The organism is Vibrio sp. THAF190c, assembly GCF_009363355.1.
In the GTDB taxonomy this organism is placed as follows: Bacteria; Pseudomonadota; Gammaproteobacteria; order Enterobacterales; family Vibrionaceae; genus Vibrio; species Vibrio fortis_A.
This window is the reverse complement of record NZ_CP045338.1, coordinates 72,261-91,779: the sequence shown is the minus strand read 5'-3', so window position 1 is coordinate 91,779 and position 19,519 is coordinate 72,261. Positions and strand designations below refer to the sequence as shown.

At 46.1% G+C, this 19,519-nt stretch carries 19 protein-coding genes; 4 read left to right on the top strand and 15 right to left on the bottom strand.

The annotated features are described in order from the left end of the window. Nucleotides 1-328 precede the first annotated feature (328 nt). The 3 genes from polA to hemB all read right to left on the bottom strand — a co-directional run bounded on the left by polA (nucleotide 329) and on the right by hemB (nucleotide 5,362). Complete coding sequence (gene polA, locus FIV04_RS00395; RefSeq protein ID WP_152469503.1) at nucleotides 329-3,136, bottom strand: DNA polymerase I; 2,808 nt, start codon at nucleotides 3,134-3,136, stop codon at nucleotides 329-331. 681 nt (nucleotides 3,137-3,817) lie between these two features. Then, nucleotides 3,818-4,252 carry a GNAT family N-acetyltransferase gene (locus FIV04_RS00390; protein WP_152467941.1) on the bottom strand — a complete coding sequence of 145 codons (435 nt, stop codon included), beginning with the start codon at nucleotides 4,250-4,252 and terminating at the stop codon, nucleotides 3,818-3,820. 66 nt (nucleotides 4,253-4,318) lie between these two features. Beyond that, nucleotides 4,319-5,362: a porphobilinogen synthase gene (gene hemB / locus FIV04_RS00385; RefSeq protein ID WP_152467940.1), complete on the bottom strand. Its 1,044-nt coding sequence runs from the start codon at nucleotides 5,360-5,362 to the stop codon at nucleotides 4,319-4,321. A 210-nt stretch (nucleotides 5,363-5,572) separates the two neighbouring features. Between hemB and FIV04_RS00380 the strand changes: the two genes are divergently transcribed. Next, nucleotides 5,573-6,334 (top strand): TatD family hydrolase, encoded by a 762-nt coding sequence (locus tag FIV04_RS00380; protein ID WP_152467939.1) that lies wholly within the window; start codon nucleotides 5,573-5,575, stop codon nucleotides 6,332-6,334. Nucleotides 6,335-6,640: 306 nt separating this feature from the next. On the opposite strand, the gene tatC is transcribed toward FIV04_RS00380, so the two are convergent. The 7 genes from tatC to rmuC form a co-directional block, all read right to left on the bottom strand. After that, a complete protein-coding gene (gene tatC / locus FIV04_RS00375) occupies nucleotides 6,641-7,387 on the bottom strand; it encodes a twin-arginine translocase subunit TatC (protein WP_150870542.1) in 747 nt (248 codons plus the stop codon). An 84-nt stretch (nucleotides 7,388-7,471) separates the two neighbouring features. Further along, a complete protein-coding gene (tatB, locus tag FIV04_RS00370) occupies nucleotides 7,472-7,879 on the bottom strand; it encodes a Sec-independent protein translocase protein TatB (RefSeq protein WP_032551068.1) in 408 nt (135 codons plus the stop codon). Nucleotides 7,880-7,882: 3 nt separating this feature from the next. Then, nucleotides 7,883-8,119 (bottom strand): Sec-independent protein translocase subunit TatA, encoded by a 237-nt coding sequence (tatA, locus tag FIV04_RS00365; protein WP_032551065.1) that lies wholly within the window; start codon nucleotides 8,117-8,119, stop codon nucleotides 7,883-7,885. Nucleotides 8,120-8,171: 52 nt separating this feature from the next. Further along, nucleotides 8,172-9,806 (bottom strand): ubiquinone biosynthesis regulatory protein kinase UbiB, encoded by a 1,635-nt coding sequence (gene ubiB, locus FIV04_RS00360; protein ID WP_032551063.1) that lies wholly within the window; start codon nucleotides 9,804-9,806, stop codon nucleotides 8,172-8,174. After that, complete coding sequence (locus FIV04_RS00355) at nucleotides 9,803-10,408, bottom strand: SCP2 domain-containing protein (protein ID WP_032551061.1); 606 nt, start codon at nucleotides 10,406-10,408, stop codon at nucleotides 9,803-9,805. Before FIV04_RS00355 ends, ubiB begins: the two co-directional genes overlap by 4 nt. Nucleotides 10,409-10,493: 85 nt before the next feature. Next, complete coding sequence (ubiE, locus tag FIV04_RS00350) at nucleotides 10,494-11,273, bottom strand: bifunctional demethylmenaquinone methyltransferase/2-methoxy-6-polyprenyl-1,4-benzoquinol methylase UbiE (RefSeq protein ID WP_150870543.1); 780 nt, start codon at nucleotides 11,271-11,273, stop codon at nucleotides 10,494-10,496. 65 nt (nucleotides 11,274-11,338) lie between these two features. After that, complete coding sequence (gene rmuC / locus FIV04_RS00345; RefSeq protein WP_152467938.1) at nucleotides 11,339-12,871, bottom strand: DNA recombination protein RmuC; 1,533 nt, start codon at nucleotides 12,869-12,871, stop codon at nucleotides 11,339-11,341. Between the two features lie 136 nt (nucleotides 12,872-13,007). Here rmuC and FIV04_RS00340 point away from each other — a divergent pair, with 136 nt between their 5' ends. Beyond that, nucleotides 13,008-13,901 (top strand): DMT family transporter, encoded by an 894-nt coding sequence (locus FIV04_RS00340; RefSeq protein WP_152467937.1) that lies wholly within the window; start codon nucleotides 13,008-13,010, stop codon nucleotides 13,899-13,901. A gap of 97 nt (nucleotides 13,902-13,998) precedes the next feature. On the opposite strand, the gene FIV04_RS00335 is transcribed toward FIV04_RS00340, so the two are convergent. The 3 genes from FIV04_RS00335 to ftnA form a co-directional block, all read right to left on the bottom strand. Next, nucleotides 13,999-15,192: an NAD(P)/FAD-dependent oxidoreductase gene (locus FIV04_RS00335; RefSeq protein WP_152467936.1), complete on the bottom strand. Its 1,194-nt coding sequence runs from the start codon at nucleotides 15,190-15,192 to the stop codon at nucleotides 13,999-14,001. A gap of 209 nt (nucleotides 15,193-15,401) precedes the next feature. Continuing rightward, complete coding sequence (gene uspB / locus FIV04_RS00330; RefSeq protein WP_032551050.1) at nucleotides 15,402-15,725, bottom strand: universal stress protein UspB; 324 nt, start codon at nucleotides 15,723-15,725, stop codon at nucleotides 15,402-15,404. Nucleotides 15,726-15,791: 66 nt separating this feature from the next. Then, on the bottom strand, nucleotides 15,792-16,322 hold the full coding sequence (gene ftnA / locus FIV04_RS00325; protein WP_032551049.1) for a non-heme ferritin: 531 nt from the start codon (nucleotides 16,320-16,322) through the stop codon (nucleotides 15,792-15,794). A 187-nt stretch (nucleotides 16,323-16,509) separates the two neighbouring features. Between ftnA and uspA the strand changes: the two genes are divergently transcribed. Both uspA and FIV04_RS00315 read left to right on the top strand, forming a co-directional pair. Then, a complete protein-coding gene (uspA, locus tag FIV04_RS00320) occupies nucleotides 16,510-16,944 on the top strand; it encodes a universal stress protein UspA (protein WP_032551048.1) in 435 nt (144 codons plus the stop codon). 51 nt (nucleotides 16,945-16,995) lie between these two features. Beyond that, complete coding sequence (locus tag FIV04_RS00315) at nucleotides 16,996-17,874, top strand: carboxylate/amino acid/amine transporter (RefSeq protein ID WP_150870555.1); 879 nt, start codon at nucleotides 16,996-16,998, stop codon at nucleotides 17,872-17,874. A 67-nt stretch (nucleotides 17,875-17,941) separates the two neighbouring features. Here the strand turns inward: FIV04_RS00315 and FIV04_RS00310 are convergent, their stop codons facing one another. Both FIV04_RS00310 and FIV04_RS00305 read right to left on the bottom strand, forming a co-directional pair. After that, entirely contained in the window at nucleotides 17,942-18,547 is a 606-nt protein-coding gene (locus FIV04_RS00310) for a hypothetical protein (RefSeq protein ID WP_152467935.1), read from the bottom strand. A 121-nt stretch (nucleotides 18,548-18,668) separates the two neighbouring features. Then, entirely contained in the window at nucleotides 18,669-19,448 is a 780-nt protein-coding gene (locus FIV04_RS00305; protein WP_152467934.1) for a class I SAM-dependent methyltransferase, read from the bottom strand. Between the last annotated feature and the right edge of the window lie 71 nt (nucleotides 19,449-19,519).

The following is a 19,519-nucleotide window of genomic DNA, read 5'->3' as shown; positions in this document are numbered from 1 at the left end:
GAAATATCGACGAAAAAAGTAGAGATGGAAAATTTTCTTCCGCACAAGAAAAAACGCCCCAGTCAAATACTGACTGGGGCGGCTGAATCAGCCTAATCCAATAACGTGAAACAAAAGGTCTGAAAGATAGAACATCTTACCTCTGTACCCTACGAGATTTAATGTACAACAATTGCTCAGAAATGAAAACAATTTTTGTAGTTTTTTTTCATGAATGTTTTATTAAAACACTTCGAACGCTTGAAGTAGCTAGCTTTATTCATGGCAAAAAAAAGCCAGTGTTTGTGCACTGGCTCATACTAATTTCGCAAATAAGGTTAAAAAGTGATTAGTGGGCCTGATCCCAGTTGTCACCATGGCCAGCTTCCGCAACCAGTGGGACATCTAGCTCAGCGGCTGATTCCATCAATTCTTGTACTTTACTTTCAATTTCAGCTAATGCTGACTCTTCTACTTCAAACACCAGTTCATCATGTACTTGCATCAGTAGCTTCACGCAACCCGCGCCTTCAGCTTGAATCCACTCGTCCACCAATAGCATCGCTTTCTTGATGATGTCTGCTGCAGTACCTTGCATTGGTGCGTTGATCGCCGCACGCTCCGCAGCCTTACGACGCATACCGTTACGAGACTTAATTTCTGGTAGATGTAGACGACGACCGTAAATCGTCTCAACGAAACCCTGCTCAGAAGCCGCGCTGCGTGTGTCTTCCATATACTGCATTACGCCAGGGTAACGCTCAAAGTAAGTGTCCATGTAGTGTTGTGCTTCGCCACGAGGAATACCTAGCTGCTTCGCAAGGCCAAAGGCACTCATACCGTAGATAAGACCAAAGTTAACCGCTTTCGCGCGACGACGCTGCTCTGACGTCACATCATCAATGCTCACGCCAATGATCTCAGCTGCCGTTGCTGCGTGGATATCTTTACCTTGTTGGAAGGCTTCAAGTAGCGCTTTATCGCCAGATAGATGCGCCATGATACGCAGTTCAATCTGAGAGTAATCGACAGCAAGAATCTTCCAACCGTGAGGCGCTACAAATGCCTGACGAATACGACGGCCTTCTTCGTTACGAATTGGAATGTTCTGTAGGTTTGGATCTGTCGAAGATAGACGACCTGTCGCCGTTACCGCTTGGTGGTAAGAGGTATGTACGCGACCTGTCTCTGCATTAATCATCTTCGGTAGCTTGTCTGTGTAAGTCGACTTCAGTTTAGCTAAGCCACGGTATTCCAGAATCAGCTTCGGCAGTGGGTAGTCCAGAGCCAGCTCTTGAAGCACTTCTTCATTAGTTGATGGCGCGCCCGATGGCGTCTTCTTCACCACAGGCAGACCCATCTTCTCGAATAAGATTGATTGCAGCTGTTTTGGTGAGTTCATGTTGAACTCTTGCTCAGCAATTTCGTAAGCCTTCTGCTCAAGCTCATCAAGGCGTGCAGCAATTTCTTGCGACTGTGCACCTAGCAACATGTCATCGACAAATACACCGGTGCGTTCAATGCGAGAAATCACCGGCACCAATGGTACTTCAATCTCTTCGTAAATCGCTTTTAGCTTTTCATCTTGCTGGATGTTTTGCATCAAACGGTTATGCAGACGTAGGGTTACATCCGCATCTTCAGCAGCGTATGGAGACGCCTCACCTAGTTCGATCTGGTTGAATGTCAGTTGCTTCTTACCCTTGCCTGCAATCTGCTCGAATGAGATGCAGCTGTGTTGTAGGAAACGCAGCGCAAGACTATCCATATCATGCTTACCACCTACGCTGTTGAAAACGTAAGATGCCAACATGGTGTCATGCTTAATGCCCTTCATCTCAATGCCGTAGCGCGCAAGCACAGACGCATCGTACTTAAGGTTCTGACCGACTTTGGCTTGAGTATCGTCTTCTAAAATCGGCTTCAGCTGTTCTAGTACCCAATCGCGATCCAGCTGTGCTGGTGCATCTAGGTAGTCATGTGCCACAGGTACGTAAGCGGCTACACCCTCTTCTGTCGCGAATGATAAACCGACTAGGTTCGCTACCATGTAGTCAAGGCTGTCAGTCTCTGTATCAAAGGCAAACACTTCCGCGGCTTTTAACTTCTCTAGCCACGCGTTGAAGTCTTCTTCATTCAGAATCGTTTCGTACTTACTGCGATCAATGGTCACTGCAGAAGTGTCCATCTCAACGCTTGATGATGTCGATGCAGCCGCAGAGCGCGTAGCACCCGCTGCGCCAGAATTTTCATCGGCTTCAACCACACCTGTGCCGCCTTCTAGCAGCTCATTGAGCCATGATTTGAAGACTAACTGGCCGTAAAGCTTGATCAGCTCGTCTGTGTTTGGCGTTGCTTTAACTAAGGACTCTGGTGTCTCTTCTAATTCGACATCCAGCTTGATGGTCGCTAGTTCATAAGAAAGTTTGGCATTCTCTTCGTTATCAACCAGCTTTTTAGCCATGGTTTTCGAGCCACGGAATCCAAGCGCTGCAATATCGTCTAGGTTCTGGTATAGCTTTTCGATACTACCGATGCCCTGAAGTAGTGCAGTCGCCGTTTTATCACCAACACCCGGTACACCAGGGATGTTATCCACTTTATCGCCCATCAGTGCCAAGTAATCGATGATCAGCTCAGGTGGAATACCAAACTTCTCAATAACACCTTCACGATCCATCACAACATTCGTCATGGTATTGATCAGCGTAACGTTATCATCAACCAGCTGAGCCATATCTTTATCACCAGTACTGATCAGCACAGGCATACCCGCTTTTGATGCTTGTGACGCAAGCGTACCGATAACATCATCCGCTTCCACGCCCGGGATCGAGATCAATGGCAGACCCATTGCACGAATCACATTGTGTAGAGGCTCAATTTGGCAACGCAGATCATCCGGCATTGGAGGACGGTTCGCCTTATATTCTGGATACATATCATCACGGAACGTTTTGCCTTTTGCATCGAAAATAACGGCAATACGATCGGAGGCAAATTGACGCATCATGCTGCGCAGCATGTTCACCACACCATAGATGGCGTTGGTAGGAATATCACCATTACTCATGGTGCCCGGGTAAGCATGGAACGCGCGATATAAGTAAGAAGAGCCATCAATCAGAATCAATGGATTATCAGGAATACGAGCCATAGTGTTTGTGTATCCAGTAATAAGTACAGAAATGATGAGGTAAGCATGCCACGTATAGTGACGGGATTCCACGTTGTCGATCTGTATCCGTAGAATGGGTTGTGTTTGTTATAAACAGAATCTTGTTATTTTTTGTTCCACAAGCCGCCCCATCTGTGGATAACTCTGTTTATATTATTTATCCACCCTGTTGAGAAGTTGGTAAAATGAAACAAAAATACACCATAAACCATTGAAATAAATAAATAAAAATAGAGATCGAACATATGATCAACGATCTTTTTTCGATCTTGCGTTGTGGAAAAGAATATTGATGAGGATTTATGCATGCACCTTTATGGTGCTATATATGCATCTTGTTGAAATTGAGATAGAAAAAAAGCGACACCCGAGGATGTCGCCTAGCAAAAAGCGGTGAAGCTATTCAATTGAATACCACAGCTTAACCAAAAAGCTATAAATTACACTGGAAGCAATGTGAGCAATGTCGTGTCAAAAAGAACTTAGTTTAAGTTCGCGAGAATTCTGTTGGTAACTCAGCGGAGCGCTTAGTTACTAAACATCCTTGTGAACATTTCCTCATTCCCTAAGACGAAGTTAATAATAATGATTCTCATTTGATAGTCAACAATTAAATGATAATAAATCTCATTTAATTGTAATTGTCATCAAACCTTCATCTCACATCTGCTTCACAAAGTGCAGTCTATTCTCTTTAATATCTTCTTTTTGTTCGAAATTTTCTATCATGTAGCCATTTCTCAATAGCAGTCTCAACATCGAAGAAAATTGGTTCCTAGACTTCACTTTTAGCTGTTTATAGCCCTGATCTCGTACCCATTGCTCCTGAACATCTAATTGAAGCTGCGCGACGCCTTTGTTTCGAGCCAAAGGAGAGACGCCACCAAACCAGCTATAAAAAGTTTGCTCATCTAACTGATAACCAATTTTAAAGCCGAGCAGCTGCCCATCCTCTTCAGCAACGAGCACTAACTGTTTTTTGTCTTGTAGGCGCACTGAAAGAGATTCAACGCTCTCTTTGTGGCTGAACTCATCGATCTGTTCCACAACAGCCACGCACTCTTCCAGTGTCCCCTCACGAACCACAACGGTCATTTTAAATCTCCTAAAAACGAATAAAGGCCAGCGTGATGGCTGGCCTTTTAAGATTTGTCTCGACGACTATTTGTTTCTTAGAAACTGTGCTGCTTGAGCATCGTCTTCAGCTAGCCACTCAGCCACATCTTTAGCGAAGTAAGTCAGAATGCCATCAGCACCAGCGCGCTTAAAGCACAATAGAGATTCTAGTACTGTTTCGCGCTCTTTCAGCCAACCATTTTGAATCGCAGCTTTGTGCATCGCGTACTCACCAGACACTTGATATGCAAATGTTGGTGCTTGCAGTTCATGCTTCACGCGACGAATAATGTCTAGATAAGGCATACCTGGTTTCACCATCACCATATCTGCACCTTCGTTCAGGTCCATAGCCACTTCGTGAATCGCTTCATCACTGTTAGCCGGATCCATCTGGTAGTTTTTCTTATCACCACCTTTCAGGTTAGATGCACTGCCGACGGCATCACGGAATGGGCCGTAGTAGCACGATGCATATTTAGCTGAATACGCCATGATTTGAGTATGAATATGACCCGCTTCTTCTAAAGCTTCACGGATCTTACCGATACGACCATCCATCATATCTGATGGTGCAACAACATCGGCACCCGCTTCCGCATGAGACAGAGCTTGCTTGATCAAAACCTCGGTTGTTTCGTCGTTCATCACATAGCCATCTTCATCGATGATGCCGTCTTGGCCATGAGTCGTGAATGGGTCTAGTGCTACGTCGGTAATCACACCAATGTTTGGCACATGCTCTTTCAATGCGCGTACAGCACGCTGAACCAAACCTTCTGAGTTGTGCGCTTCTGCTGCACATAGGCTTTTCGCGTCTTGGTTAACAACAGGGAACAGTGCAATCGCAGGCACCCCAAGTTGAGAAAGGTATTCTGCTTCTTCCAACATCAAGTCAATTGAAAGGCGCTCAATGCCCGGCATAGACTCAACCGTTTCACGACGGTCCTTACCCATAAGAATGAACATTGGGTAGATTAAGTCATTAACTGATAACTGGTTTTCTGCCATTAAGCGGCGGCTGAAGTCGTGTTTACGCATACGACGCATGCGACGACCTGGGAACTGACCTTGAATAGATACAGACACGTGATTCTCCTTGCCTAGCCTAGGTAAACAACTACCTAGATTATAAAAAGTGCAAAATAGTTGGCAAAAGCATATCACCGCTAGCTAAAGACGCTAGCAGTAAAACCTAAATCCCCCGTAAAAACCGGGATAAATGGCAAAAAATGACCTTCTCCTCACACTGCCGTATACTCTTGGCAACTCGTTTCTTCAGCTTTTCAGGACACAACCATGATCGATACTCATGCCCATATCTACGCTAGTGAATTTGATAACGACCGCGAGCAGGTGGTCCAACGCGCGCTAGCTCAAGGCATTGATCGTATTTTACTGCCTAATATCGACCTCGATTCCATCGAACCTATGCTCGCAACAGAACGTCAATTCCCAGAGGTTTGCCATTCAATGATGGGACTTCATCCTTGCTATGTTGATGGAAATATTGAAGAAACACTGAAGACTATCCGCGCTTGGTTCGACAAACACAACTTTATCGCCGTGGGTGAGATTGGTATCGACCTCTACTGGGATAAGACCTACAAAGCGGAACAAGAGTATGCCTTTGTGACTCAGCTGCAGTGGGCCAAAGAACTCGACCTACCGGTTGTTATCCATACCCGAGATTCAATTGAAGAGACCTTGGCTCTGTTGAAGCAACAGCAAGATGGCAGCCTGCGCGGTGTGTTCCACTGCTTCGGTAGCAGTTTAGAAGAAGCTCAAGCAATCAATGCGCTCGGTTTCCACCTCGGTTTGGGTGGCGTTTCGACATTCAAGAACTCTGGGATGGACAAGGTGATTCCGCACCTAGATATGGATCTAGTGATCCTAGAAACTGATTGCCCTTACCTAGCACCAACGCCAAACCGCGGCAAGCGCAATGAACCAGCTTATACAGAACTTGTCGCAAAACGAATTGCCGATTTGCGAGGTATTACATTGGAAGAAGTCGATGCGATCACAACAAAGAATGCCAAACAGCTGTTTAAATTATAGCCTAACATACTGTTAAAAAATGATATAAAGTTACAATTTCTATTTGAGTTAGCAGCTCAATCGATCTAATATCACCCGTCTGCATATGGAGGTGGTTGATTATGTGTGATCATGCACAAAGCTTACAACGTCAACATCGAACCTTTTGGCATAAACTTATTGGTATCAAAGAGATTTACGTCTGTCAGAAATGTGGCTACCAGCTAAAAATTCGATAATAATAAAACAAAAAAAGCGGCCCGACGGCCGCTTTTTTTGCTTAAAGATTCGACAATTGAGTCTTTAAACACTAATTGCGTAAAAAGCTCACGACTCTACTTCGTCTTCTTCATCTTTGCGTACATAGAAACGAGCAAAGAATAAGCCCACTTCGAACAAAATACACATCGGAATCGCTAGTAGAGTTTGAGAAATCATATCTGGTGGTGTCAGCATCATACCGATGACAAACGCACCAACCACAATGTATGGACGTTTCTCTGAGAGCGATTTTGGATTCGTCGCTCCAGTCCAACACAATAAGATGATCGCTACTGGTACCTCAAAAGCAATACCAAAGGCTAAAAACAACGCCAGTACGAAATCTAGATAGCTAGAGATGTCCGTTGCGAACTCGACCTGCCCCAAAGAGATAGTGGTGAAGAAGGTAAACACCAACGGAAATACCACAAAGTACGCAAAGGCAACACCGCAGTAGAACAGCAGTGAGCTCGATGCCATTAGCGGCATGATCAGTCGCTTCTCATGCTTGTATAAGCCCGGCGCAACGAAGGCCCAAACCTGATACAAGATAAATGGAACGGCGACAAAAATAGAGGCAACAAGCGTTAGCTTCAACGGCGTAAAGAACGGCGAAGCAACATCGGTTGCGATCATAGTAGCCCCTTCAGGTAGACGCTCTACCAAAGGAGCCGAGACAAACTCATAGATGTCATTGGCAAAATAAATCAGCCCTAGAAACACCACCAATACGGCAACAATGGCACGCAATAGGCGATTACGAAGTTCTAGTAAGTGACTGATTAAAGGCTGTGTCTGCTCAGTCGAAGACATGTCAAACCTCTTAATAAGGACGATCGAAAAGGAGCCGCACGTATACTTATCAGTTCAAGTACTTCGCGACTCCTCCTTGCGAGACTATTCGGCTTTTTTATCTGGCGTAGCTGATGCCTCACTGTTGATCTGAAGTGATTCATGATCCGCAGTCTCAGTGTGACTCGTTTGAGCCTCACTTGGCTTATCAGACTCAGGCTTAGCGTATGGACGTTGAACTTCAGCAGCTGCCTGCTTCAATTCATCCACCGACTTTTTCAGCTCAGGGGAGAGATCTTCCATCCCCATTTGCTCAGCCTTACGCAGGTTTTCTTGCAGTTCTTGCACCTTAAGTTCATGTGAAAGTTCATCTTTCACACTGTTCGCCATGCTCTTCGCCGATCCAATAAACTTGGAGACACTACGAATTGCCACAGGCAAACGCTCAGGTCCTAAAACAACTAACCCGACGACAGATATTAATACCAGTTCCCAAAAACCGATATCAAACACGACTTACGCCTGCTCTTTGTCTTTCTTAGTTTCAGCAGTTGCGTCAGTCTTCTGCTGTTCAATGTTTTTTTGTTCAAAGTCTGCATCTTTCTTTGCAGGCTCTTCATCATTCATTGCTTTCTTGAAGCCTTTTACTGCTGAACCTAGGTCACCACCCATACCGCGTAGTTTCTTCGTTCCAAACAGCAAGATTACGATTACAGCAATGATTAGAAGTTGCCAAATACTGATTCCACCCATTGTCATTGTCCTCGGGTCTGTCTACAAAAAAATTATTAAGGAAGTCTACCGCTTAACGGCGGTAAGCTCGCCAACTTAGCAGCCAAAATGTGACACCTGCGATGCCACAGCCCATAGATAGCTGCTCGTAAGGGCTTGAAACTAATATTGCGGAGCATACGACTAAAGTTGCTCCAACGCCAAACAAAAATTTACCTGTCGCTTGCTGACGCTTACTTTCTCTATAACCTTGATAAAGCTGGTCCATTCGATGGTTCATCGCTTTACCTTGGCGCAAGCTGTCGTAGAGTAGCTCAGGCAATTCCGGCAGTTTCTCTGCCCAGAAAGGCGCTCGGTCTTTAACAGCGTTAATCACTGCCTGTGGACCCACTTGGTTCATCATCCAAGTTTCTAGGAAAGGTTTCGCCGTCTCCCACAGGTCCAGCTGCGGGTAGAGCTGACGCCCCAATCCTTCAATGTACAACAAGGTCTTCTGTAGCAGGACCAGCTGTGGCTGAACCTCCATATCAAAACGCCTTGCTGTATTAAATAAGTTTAGCAATACATGGCCAAACGAGATCTCACCCAACGGTTTAGCGAAGATCGGCTCACATACCATGCGAATCGCGAACTCAAAATCATCAACATTGGTGTCGCGTGGCACCCAACCCGAATCGACGTGCAGCTCAGCCACTTTGCGATAGTCGCGGTTGAAAAAAGCCAGTAAGTTCTCAGCCAAGTAGCGCTTATCTTCGCCATTTAGCGTGCCAACAATGCCGCAATCAAGACCGATCCATTGTGGATTGTCTGGATTCTCTGGGTTTACGAATACGTTGCCCGGATGCATGTCAGCATGGAAGAAGCTGTCACGAAACACTTGGGTAAAGAACACCGAAACACCGCGCTCTGCCAACAGCTTCATATTGGTGCCATTGGCTTCTAGCATTGGGATATCCGATACTTGGATACCGTAGATGCGTTCAGAGACCATCAAGGTTTCACTGCTCAGATCCGGCAGTACCTCCGGAACATACAGCTCTTCACTGCCTTCAAAATTACGACGCAGCTGAATTGCGTTAGCCGCTTCACGTCTTAGATCGAGTTCATCGAGTAGTGTTTTCTCGTACTCTTTGACCACCTCAACCGGTTTTAAACGACGTGCTTCAGGAAGCGACTTGGCGACTATACGCGCCATTCGGTGCATCAGTTTTAGATCTGCATCAATCACAGGGCGAATATCAGGGCGAATTACCTTAAGTACGACCTCGCGACCGGAATCTTTGAGCTTTGCCGTATGCACCTGTGCGATGGATGCGGATGCCAATGGCTTAATGTCAAAGTCGGTAAACCAGTTATCTAAACTGCCACCCAGTGCCTTTTCCATATCGCGCTTGGCCAGCTCACCGTCAAACGGCGCCACTTGGTCTTGCAGCAGGGCTAACTGATCAGCAATGTGCGGAGGAAACAGATCGCGTCGTGTCGACATCATCTGACCAAACTTAATCCACACCGGGCCAAGCTCTTGCAATGCTAAACGCAGGCGATGGCCCAATTCTTTATCTTGATGGCGATTTTTGAGCCAAAAAAGAGACTTTCTTGCCAGCAGCGGCGCTTTGGTCAACTGGTGCTCAGGCATCAGTTCGTCAAGGCCGTACTCCAACTGTACCTTAATAATATGATAAAGACGTTTCAGTTCTGTTGGAGTCATGCTTTCTCCAATAGAGCGTTCAATTTAGCTTCAAGGCGAGCGGCAGCGCTTTTTACATCATCAACCTGATCACAGAAGTGCGCGACTTCTAGCGGTGCCGGAGCGATCTTCCACTCTTCCGTCAGTACTTGCGCGAAATGGTTCTGGTGTTTGTTGGCTTGAGAAGCAACAAAACCGCCAACGTTCTTCACGCCTTGCACTAACGTGTGTGCCACAACATCACCCGTCACGCGCGATAGCCACTCTTCAAGGTCTGGCTTGCAGTCTGTCATCAATTGCGCAAACTTCTGCGCCAACTGAATATCACCTTCAAGAATCAACTTATCTTGCTTGATCAGCTTAGTGATGTTCGATTGTTCACGTAACTCTGGAAGTACTGATAAGTTCAAAGAGAGGTAACAGTCTGGCTGCCCTTCGTAATCCGCTAATACGTCTATCTGTTGGCTAAACACAAATGTCAGGGTCTTATTGAGCTCTTTGAGATTCACCTGAATGATCTGGCCCTTTAAACGCGATAAACGACGAACCAAATCTGGGTCGTCGTTGACGAGAGTATTCAAAGAGGTTTCGATAACCGCCGTTACTAGTGGGTCAAATGGCATGACTGTCCTTACCTTTGAAAACGGATAAGCCGAAACCTATCCGTTGTATCTTGTTATTCGTTGTCGATTTTACTTGGGTTCTATCTTAGAACTTGTAACCGCGGTGCAGAGCAACAATGCCGCCGGTTAAGTTGTAGTACTTAGTATTTTCAAAACCCGCTTCTTGCATCATGCCTTCCAGCGTTTCTTGGTCTGGGTGCATACGAATCGACTCAGCAAGGTAGCGGTAGCTGTCCGCATCATTCGCGATAATCTCACCCATTTTTGGTAGCAGGTGGAATGAGTAGGCGTCGTACACTTTTGAAAGTGGCTCAAGCACTGGCTTAGAAAACTCTAATACCAATAGACGACCGCCTGGCTTCAATACGCGGAACATTGAGCGCAGAGCCTTATCCTTGTCTGTCACGTTACGTAGACAGAAGCTGATAGTGATGCAATCGAAGTAGTTGTCTGGGAATGGCAGTTCTTCTGCATTCGCTTGAACGTAGTGAACGTTGCCAACAATACCGCTATCACGCAGCTTGTCGCGACCTACATTCAGCATCGAGTTGTTGATGTCAGCAAGGACTACGTGACCGTTTTCACCCACAATGCGCGAAAATTTTGCGGTTAAGTCGCCGGTACCGCCGCCAAGGTCTAGAATGCGTTGACCAGGGCGAACGCCACTGCAATCAATCGTAAAGCGCTTCCATAGACGGTGAACACCACCCGACATCAGGTCATTCATAATGTCGTACTTCGCGGCTACAGAGTGAAAAACCTCTGCAACTTTCGCAACTTTCTCTTCTTTTGCGACTGTTTCAAAACCAAAGTGTGTGGTTTCTGATTCTACTGCTGTATTTGTTTGCACACTGGTGTCCGTCATGCTGTTCTCTACCCTGGTAAGTCCTCAACGACAGCGCAATAAGCCTTTGAGCGCGCTGCGGTCGATTAGTTTACTTTATCCTCAGCGGGTTGTCTTTCTACTAACGAGGCATTTTCTGAAAAAGCCTCGTTTTGCGCGAGGTCTGTCAGGCTAACGGCGATCGGCTTCTTCACTTCAACCCCTAGCTGTTTGAAGCTCTCGGCCTGACGAATCACATTACCTCGCCCAGTTGCCAACTTATTCATTGCCCCTTGATAGCTTTGGTTTGCTTTATCAAGCGCCCCACCAAGGCCTTCCATATCATCTACGAACAAACGCAGCTTATCGTACAATTTACTTGCCCGTTCAGCGATAATTTGCGCATTTTGGTTCTGACGCTCATTGCGCCACAGGTTATCAATGGTACGCAGCGCCACCAACAGAGTAGTTGGGCTAACAAGAATGATATTTTGCTCCATCGCATCTTTGACTAGGCTCGGATCCGCCTGAATCGCCACTTGGAATGCAGGCTCTACCGGAATAAACATCAGCACATAGTCGAGGCTCTGAATGCCTTTCAGTTGATGGTAATCTTTCTGACTCAGGCCTTTAATGTGCGCGCGCAGTGAGACTAAGTGGTCACGCAGTGCGACATCACGCTCAGCATCGGTTTCAGCATTGAAGTAGCGCTCATACGCCACTAGCGCCATTTTCGAATCGACCACCACTTGCTTGTCTTGAGGTAAGTGAACAATCACATCTGGCTGATAACGCTTGCCCGCTTCATTTTGTAGATTGACCTGAGTTTGATACTCGTGTCCTTCTCGCAAACCAGACTCTGCCAATACGCGCGCCAGTACCACTTCGCCCCAGTTACCTTGCTGTTTGTTATCACCTTTAAGTGCTTGGGTCAGGTTAACCGCTTCTCGCGTCATGCTTTCATTAAGGCGCTGCAAGTTTTTTAGCTCATGGACTAAGGTGTGACGCTCTTTGGCTTCTTGGCTAAAGCTGTCATTGACCTGCTTCTTGAAGCCTTCAAGTTGCTCTTTAAGTGGTGATAGTAGACCTTCTAAGCTCTGCTTGTTTTGCTGATCGACTTTTGCAGTTTTCGCTTCAAAGAGTTGGTTAGCAAGATGTTCAAACTGTTGCTTCAAACGCGTTTCGGCTTGCTCCAGAAGCTGCAGCTTTTCATGGTTAGCAAGGTTCTCTTGGTCGTGACGTGCTTCCTGCTCACGTAGCTCAGCTTCAAGTTCAGACTTTTGATCTTTGAGAATATTTATCTCATCAAAGTATTGCTGACGCTCTTGTTTGACTGCTTCGAAATAGCGTAACTTCTCCATTGCAGCCATAACCTTACCGTGAGCTTGTTTAAGCTCAAATGCGGCTTTATCACGCTCGTCATCGAGCTCATCCAGCTCTTGCTGTGCCTCGGCCAAAGACGTTTTAAGCTGCGTAGTTTGCGACTCATGCAACTGACGATCAGACTCCAACTGCTGCTCTAATAGCTGCTGTTGAAATGAGAGTTTCTGTTTAATCCACCAACCGACGAGGCCCCCGCTGATCACCGCGGTTGAAGCGGCTGCGATAAGGGTCGTTTGGTGCTCGATAATCCATTGCATGGTAGTAACTTAGCCTAATTGTAAATAACTCATTAAATGGTATTTTGATACTGGATAAATGTCCAGTTTGCCGTATTAAATTTCGACAGATAGACTAGGCGTCCGTATTCTATCCTATTCAACTTGATGAGCTTTTATGAACGAACGTCGCGCCCTCGGCTTTGGCCTTTCCGCGGTACTACTCTGGTCAACGGTAGCCACGGCCTTTAAGCTAACCTTAGCTGAGTTTTCACCGATTCAAATGCTGACCATTGCCAGCGTTGTCTCTTCGATTGCTCTGATCGTTATCTGTTACTTCCAAGGTAAGCTTTCTCAGCTCTCTACCACCTTTTTTGCTAACCCTTGGTATTACTTGCTACTCGGCCTCGTCAATCCGCTGGCTTATTACCTGATTCTATTCAAAGCTTACGATCTGCTCCCAGCTTCTCAAGCTCAAGCCATCAACTACAGCTGGGCGATTACCTTGACCTTAATGGCTGCTGTTTTCTTGGGGCAAAAAATTCGCAAGCAAGACTGGGTGGCTTGTACCTTTAGCTACTTAGGTGTGGTTGTGATCGCGACCAAGGGCGATGTATTAGGGATGCAGTTTGATAGCCCACTTGGTGTTGGCTTAGCGCTGTTATCGACACTACTTTGGGCAGGTTACTGGATCTTAAACACCAAAAACAAAGCCGATCCTGTGGTTGGTGTGTTACTCGGCTTTTTAGTCGCACTGCCATTTGCGATTGGTTTAACCCTTTACGAAGGACAAGGCTTTAGTCAGATCACCACTAAAGGTTGGATGGCAGTCACTTATGTTGGCCTGTTTGAGATGGGGATTACCTTTGTGTTGTGGCTATCAGCACTTAAATCCACCAATAACACCGCGCGTATCAGTAACCTAATTTTTGCATCACCGTTTATCTCATTGATGCTACTTGCGACCATCATTGGTGAAGAGATTCATCCATCCACTTTATTCGGTTTGGTGCTGATCATTACTGGTTTAGTGATTCAACAGCTAAAGCTGTCAAAAGGTAGAAGTGCCTAAAAACGCTAAGATAGAGCTTAAAATCCGAATTACGTTCCTAAAATACAAAAAAGGTGAGTCTTTCATGACTCACCTTTTTCTAAGATTAAAATAGGCGCTATACCCACTGCCCTGCTGCGAAACCAGAACTCCAACACCATTGGAAGTTATAACCTCCCAACCAACCGGTAACATCCATCACTTCACCAACAAAGTACAAGCCTGATACGGTCTTACACTCCATGGTTTTTGATGATAGATGATCGGTATCGACACCACCTAGCGTGACCTCAGCAGTTCTGTAGCCTTCAGTGCCATTCGGCGCGATCTTCCAGTTTTCTAAATGCTCTGTAATCGTGGCCAGTTGCTTTTCATTGAATTGCTTGAGTGGCTTGTCTTGCAGCTCTTTGCGCTCGATTAGAGCCTCAACTAGGCGCTTTGGTAGTACTTTCGCCAGCGTATTCTTAAGGCTTTGATTTGGATGTTTTTCACGTGAGCGCTCAAGCAGCTCAGCCACATCCGCTTCAGGGACGAGGTTAATTGAGACCGCTTGACCTGCTTTCCAGAAAGACGAGATTTGCAGAACAGAAGGGCCCGACAGACCACGATGGGTAAACAGCAGCGCTTCTTTGAACAGAGTGCCATCTTGCGCGGTGATTTCTGCAGGGATCGCAATACCAGACAGCTCAGCGAAGTCCTCTTTATCCTCTTTATGCAGAGTAAAAGGCACCAGACCGGCACACGTTGGGATGACAGACAAACCAAACTGTTCCGCGATTTTATAACCAAATGGCGTCGCACCCAGTTTCGGCATCGACAAGCCACCAGTGGCAACGACCAAGGATTCACACTCAACTTGCTCGGTATTCAGGTGCAACTGAAAACCTGCTTCGGTTTTTTCTATCGAGTGAACATCACAGCGGTAGCGCTGTTGAACACCAGCGTCATCACACTCTGCGAGCAGCATGCTGACGATATCTTTCGCCGTATGGTCATTCACACAGAACAACTGTCCATGGTCGCGCTCTTCAAACTCAATGCCGTATTTACTCACCATGGAGATGAAGTCCCAGTTGGTGTACTGAGAAAGCGCTGATTTAACGAAATGACGGTTATTACATAGGTAGTTATTAGCAGACACGTCGTAGTTAGTGAAATTGCAGCGACCGCCACCCGAGATCAGAATTTTTCGACCTGGCTTTTTGGCATGATCGACCACTAGCACGCGTCGACCTCGTTTGCCCGCTTCAGCGGCACACATTAGGCCAGCGGCACCTGCGCCAATTACGATGACATCAAATTTTTCACTCATTGTGTTCTGCTTTATCTTACCCAGTCATCACTCAGTACTTCCTATACCAGTGACGTTACCAATAAAAAAGGATGTGCGTTATCAGCACATCCTTACTCTTTGCTCGCTATTCTAGCGTCAAATTTTAACTTTGCAATTGCTCACATCGCGCTCAGAGTGGGCGCAATGCCATGCATCTTTTGGGTACTCTAATGTTACATCACTCTGGTTTAAACCAAGAATGCCGCTAGTAACGTTACACCCAACAGAGAGACCGATAAAATGAATAGCTCTCTTACTCTATCGCACTTACCGGTAAACACCGGATCATGGTGATGATGGTACTCTTTACTCTTGATATAGCTGAATAGCCTCACCTGCTTGGTCACGTTGCCATGGGTTGTGAAGAAACCACCACCATCGACTTGTTGATACAAAAGCGGGTGCGCCTCGCGCATGATATAGATGAGTTTTCTGAGTGCCGTAACATAGCGAGCCAAGTTCACGCAGGTTACAACCATCAATGCAAATAGAATAGTATCGCCACTGATCATCCTTTCCTCCCTACACCCTCACAGGACGCTCAAAAGAAAAAGACAATCAGAGCTTTTTCTTACAGCTTATACCGCTGCAGGAGCATCCATAATTGAAGATGAACCATCTTTTGCCAATTGCGCTAGGTCTTTATCAATGAAGAATAGGGCCTTGCCGTCTTCACCAACAAGTTCTAGCTTGTCCAGAATACCTTTGAATAGCTTCTCTTCCTCGTGCTGCTCAGCGACATACCACTGTAGGAAGTTAAAGGTAGAGTAATCTTGTGTACTGAAAGCAACGTGAGCCAGTTTGTTGATCTTCTCAGTGATCATCTGCTCATGTTCATAAGTCTCGCGGAAAACAGCACCTAGGCTCTCAAACTCATGCTTTGGTGCTTCGATTGCACCTAGAATAGGCATTGCACCTGTTTCACTCACATAAGTGAACAAACGCTGCATATGTTCCATTTCTTCCACTGCATGAGCGCGTAGAAACTCTGCTGCTCCTTCAAATCCTTTGTCTTCACACCAAGCACTCATTTGTAAGTATAGATTGGATGAGAAAAATTCTAGATTAATTTGCTCATTCAGTTGTTCAACCATAGTTGTAGACAGCATTTAAGTCTCCTAGTTACGCCTTCGTTTTCCCTACTATATCACTATTTTATGAATATCTCGCAGGCTATTAGTTAACCGTTGTTTCGCTGTGGTTTTACGCAAGAGGGTGGATATGAGATCACTTCAGCAAAAAAACACCGGCCTTAGTGCTAATCTTTAGTTAGACAATGAGTAAGGAGATAGCGGTATGAGTTACAAACATATTTTGGTCGCCGTCGATTTATCTGACGACAGCAAACTGATCGTAGACAAAGCAGTCGCACTAGCGAAACCGCTGGATGCCAAAGTCTCTTTTATCCACATCGATATCAACTATGCAGAGCTCTACACCGGACTGATTGATATCAACATGGCAGAAACTCAACACAATGCTATGGAAGCTTCTCGTATCCAGCTGAGCAATTTTGCTGACCACGCGCAGTACCCGATTACCCATACCTTAGTGGGCAGCGGAGATCTCAGCCATGAACTGTGTGACACCATCAAAGAGTACAACGTGGATCTAGTGGTTTGCGGTCACCATCAAGATTTTTGGAGCAAGCTGTTGTCGTCAACTCGTCAACTGATCAACGCCACCCCAGTCGATATGCTGGTCATTCCATTGCGGGATTCAGAAGACTAATTCGTTACAGTTGGGTAACATAAGCGCATACTTTCACTACGAATTATTGTTATGCGTTATTTAGTTGGTGTTACCCTTCTATGGGCCTTCTCCTTCAGCCTGATCGGGGTTTATCTCGCGGGTCAGGTTGATTCATGGTTTTCTGTCTGGATGCGTGTTGCGCTTGCTGGACTAGTATTCCTTCCTTTCTTGAAATTCCGAGGCATTTCAAAAAAACTGATCGCGAAGTTGATGACCATCGGTGGCATTCAGCTTGGCTTGATGTACTGCTTCTACTATCAGTCGTTTTTGTTGCTTTCGGTACCAGAAGTGCTGTTGTTCACCGTTTTCACTCCGATTTACGTCACCCTGATTTATGACTTCTTAAAAGGTCAGTTCTCGCCTTGGTACTTGGTAACTGCAGCGATCGCAGTGGCGGGTGCGGCTTTCATTAAGTTCGCAGGTGTTAATGACAACTTCCTAATGGGCTTCCTTGTTGTTCAAGGCGCGAACCTCTGTTTTGCCATTGGTCAGGTTGGCTACAAAACCATTATGGAACAAGAGTCGATTGAACTGCCTCAGCATACTATTTTCGGTTACTTTTACTTGGGCGCGCTGTGCGTGGCATCAGTCGCTTTCTTACTACTGGGCAACCCAGAGAAGCTGCCGACTACGTCCACTCAATGGGGTATCTTGATCTACCTAGGGTTGATCGCCTCTGGTTTGGGCTACTTCTTCTGGAACAAGGGCGCAAGCATGGTCAATGCGGGTGCACTTGCGGTGATGAACAATGCGCTGGTGCCTGCAGGCTTGGTGGTAAACATCCTAATCTGGAACCGCGATGTGGACCTGACAAGGTTATCGATTGGTGGCGCGATTATTTTGTTGTCACTGTGGGTGAATGAGACTTGGGTTAAGAAGCGTGTCGAGCAGAGCCTGAGCCGAGCTTAACTGCCAAAATCAAAAAGAGCGACCTGAGGTCGCTCTTTTTGATTCAATTCTATTTATATCTATTGAACTAATGAATATGACTCACTTTAGAGGCGCTATTCATTGGTAAAGCAGCACTATCAACTTGCAGGTTGATGTTCTCCAGCTGGCTCTGCAGTTTGCGGCTTTTCTTGTACAGTTTTTGCTGCTTTTTGATCATCTTAGCCAGCTTTTTGTTGTACTTCTTCTGCTTTTTCGCCACTTTCTTCGCGCGTTTTAGCTCACTCTTATCCAGCAGTTCAGAAGAAGGTGACTGCTGTGTATCCATGACCTGAATCGCTTGTGCTTTCTTAGCCTGTAGCTTTTGAGCTTGTATCTTCTTAACGACAAGTTGCGACTTGCTATTTGAGGCACTCTTAGCAGGTGAGGATAAGTTTAGAGATTCTTGGCTAAGTGCATTAGCTGGCGCTGAGGTCAGTATCTCAGCAAGCAGACCACACGCTACCTTTTCGCTATCTGGCTTGCTTTGGCAACTCGCCGGTGGAATCGCGGCAGGCTTACATAAATTCGCTTTATCGGCAGACGAGCGAGCACACGAACGGCACACAAACTTAGGTTCACTCACCAAGCGGTGAATTTCGCCTAGGTGTTCAGTAATGTCTCGACGATTTAACTTACAAAAGCGTTTAGCCATGCTACAACTCCAGCTAAGAATAATAATAATTCTTAGTTAGATATACATCTCTAACACGGCTATCGCAAGCAAAAAATTCAGTTTTAGCGTATTTCTGACGGAACGATTTTTCTGTCTTCCGCTAAGTCATTGATGCTTTTACGTACACATCAAAACGGTTCTTTTTGGTCTCAATCGCCATACTCGGTTTTTGCTCATCCAACCAAGCCGCATAATCAGGTCTTTTCACCACAACACGCTTCGCGGCAAGCTTCAAAGCAGGCTGTAATAGCCCATCAGCATCAAGGTCGGCACCAACAAGGGATTGGAACACGCGCATCTCTTTTTTCACCAGAGCGGACTTTTTCTTGTTCTCTGGATGTGGATACATAGGGTCAAGATAAACAACATCCGGCTGAGCGAATTCAGGATCGGCGCTCAGTTTATCGAGCGCATCATGGCTTGAGGCATGAATCAGACTCATACGTTCACTCACCCAAGCACCGATATCCGCATCTTGCTTAGCACGTTGCAGGCCGTCATCAAGCAGAGCCGCAACTACAGGGTGACGCTCAACCATCTGCACTTTACAACCCAATGATGCCAATACAAATGCATCACGTCCTAGGCCAGCCGTACCATCAAGAATGGTTGGCGTCGCACCTTTGTTCAGACCGGCAGCTTTGGCAATAGCTTGGCCTTTACCGCCACCAAACTTACGTCGATGACCTACCGCGCCACCCACTAAGTCGACAAAGATAGCACCGAGTTTTGGTTCATCGACTTTGCGTAATTCGAGTCTTTCGCTGGTGAGCACCAAGGCAAATACACTATTCTCGTCATGAGAAAGTTGCCAGCGTGCTGCTAGCTCATTGAGGCGTTCGATTTGGCTTGCGTCTTCGCAAATCAGTTGTAGTTGCAAGGTTGTCTCCAGAAGACTCGATGATTCAAAACAATTGAGGCAACCAGTTTACCTGATTGCCTCACAAATAC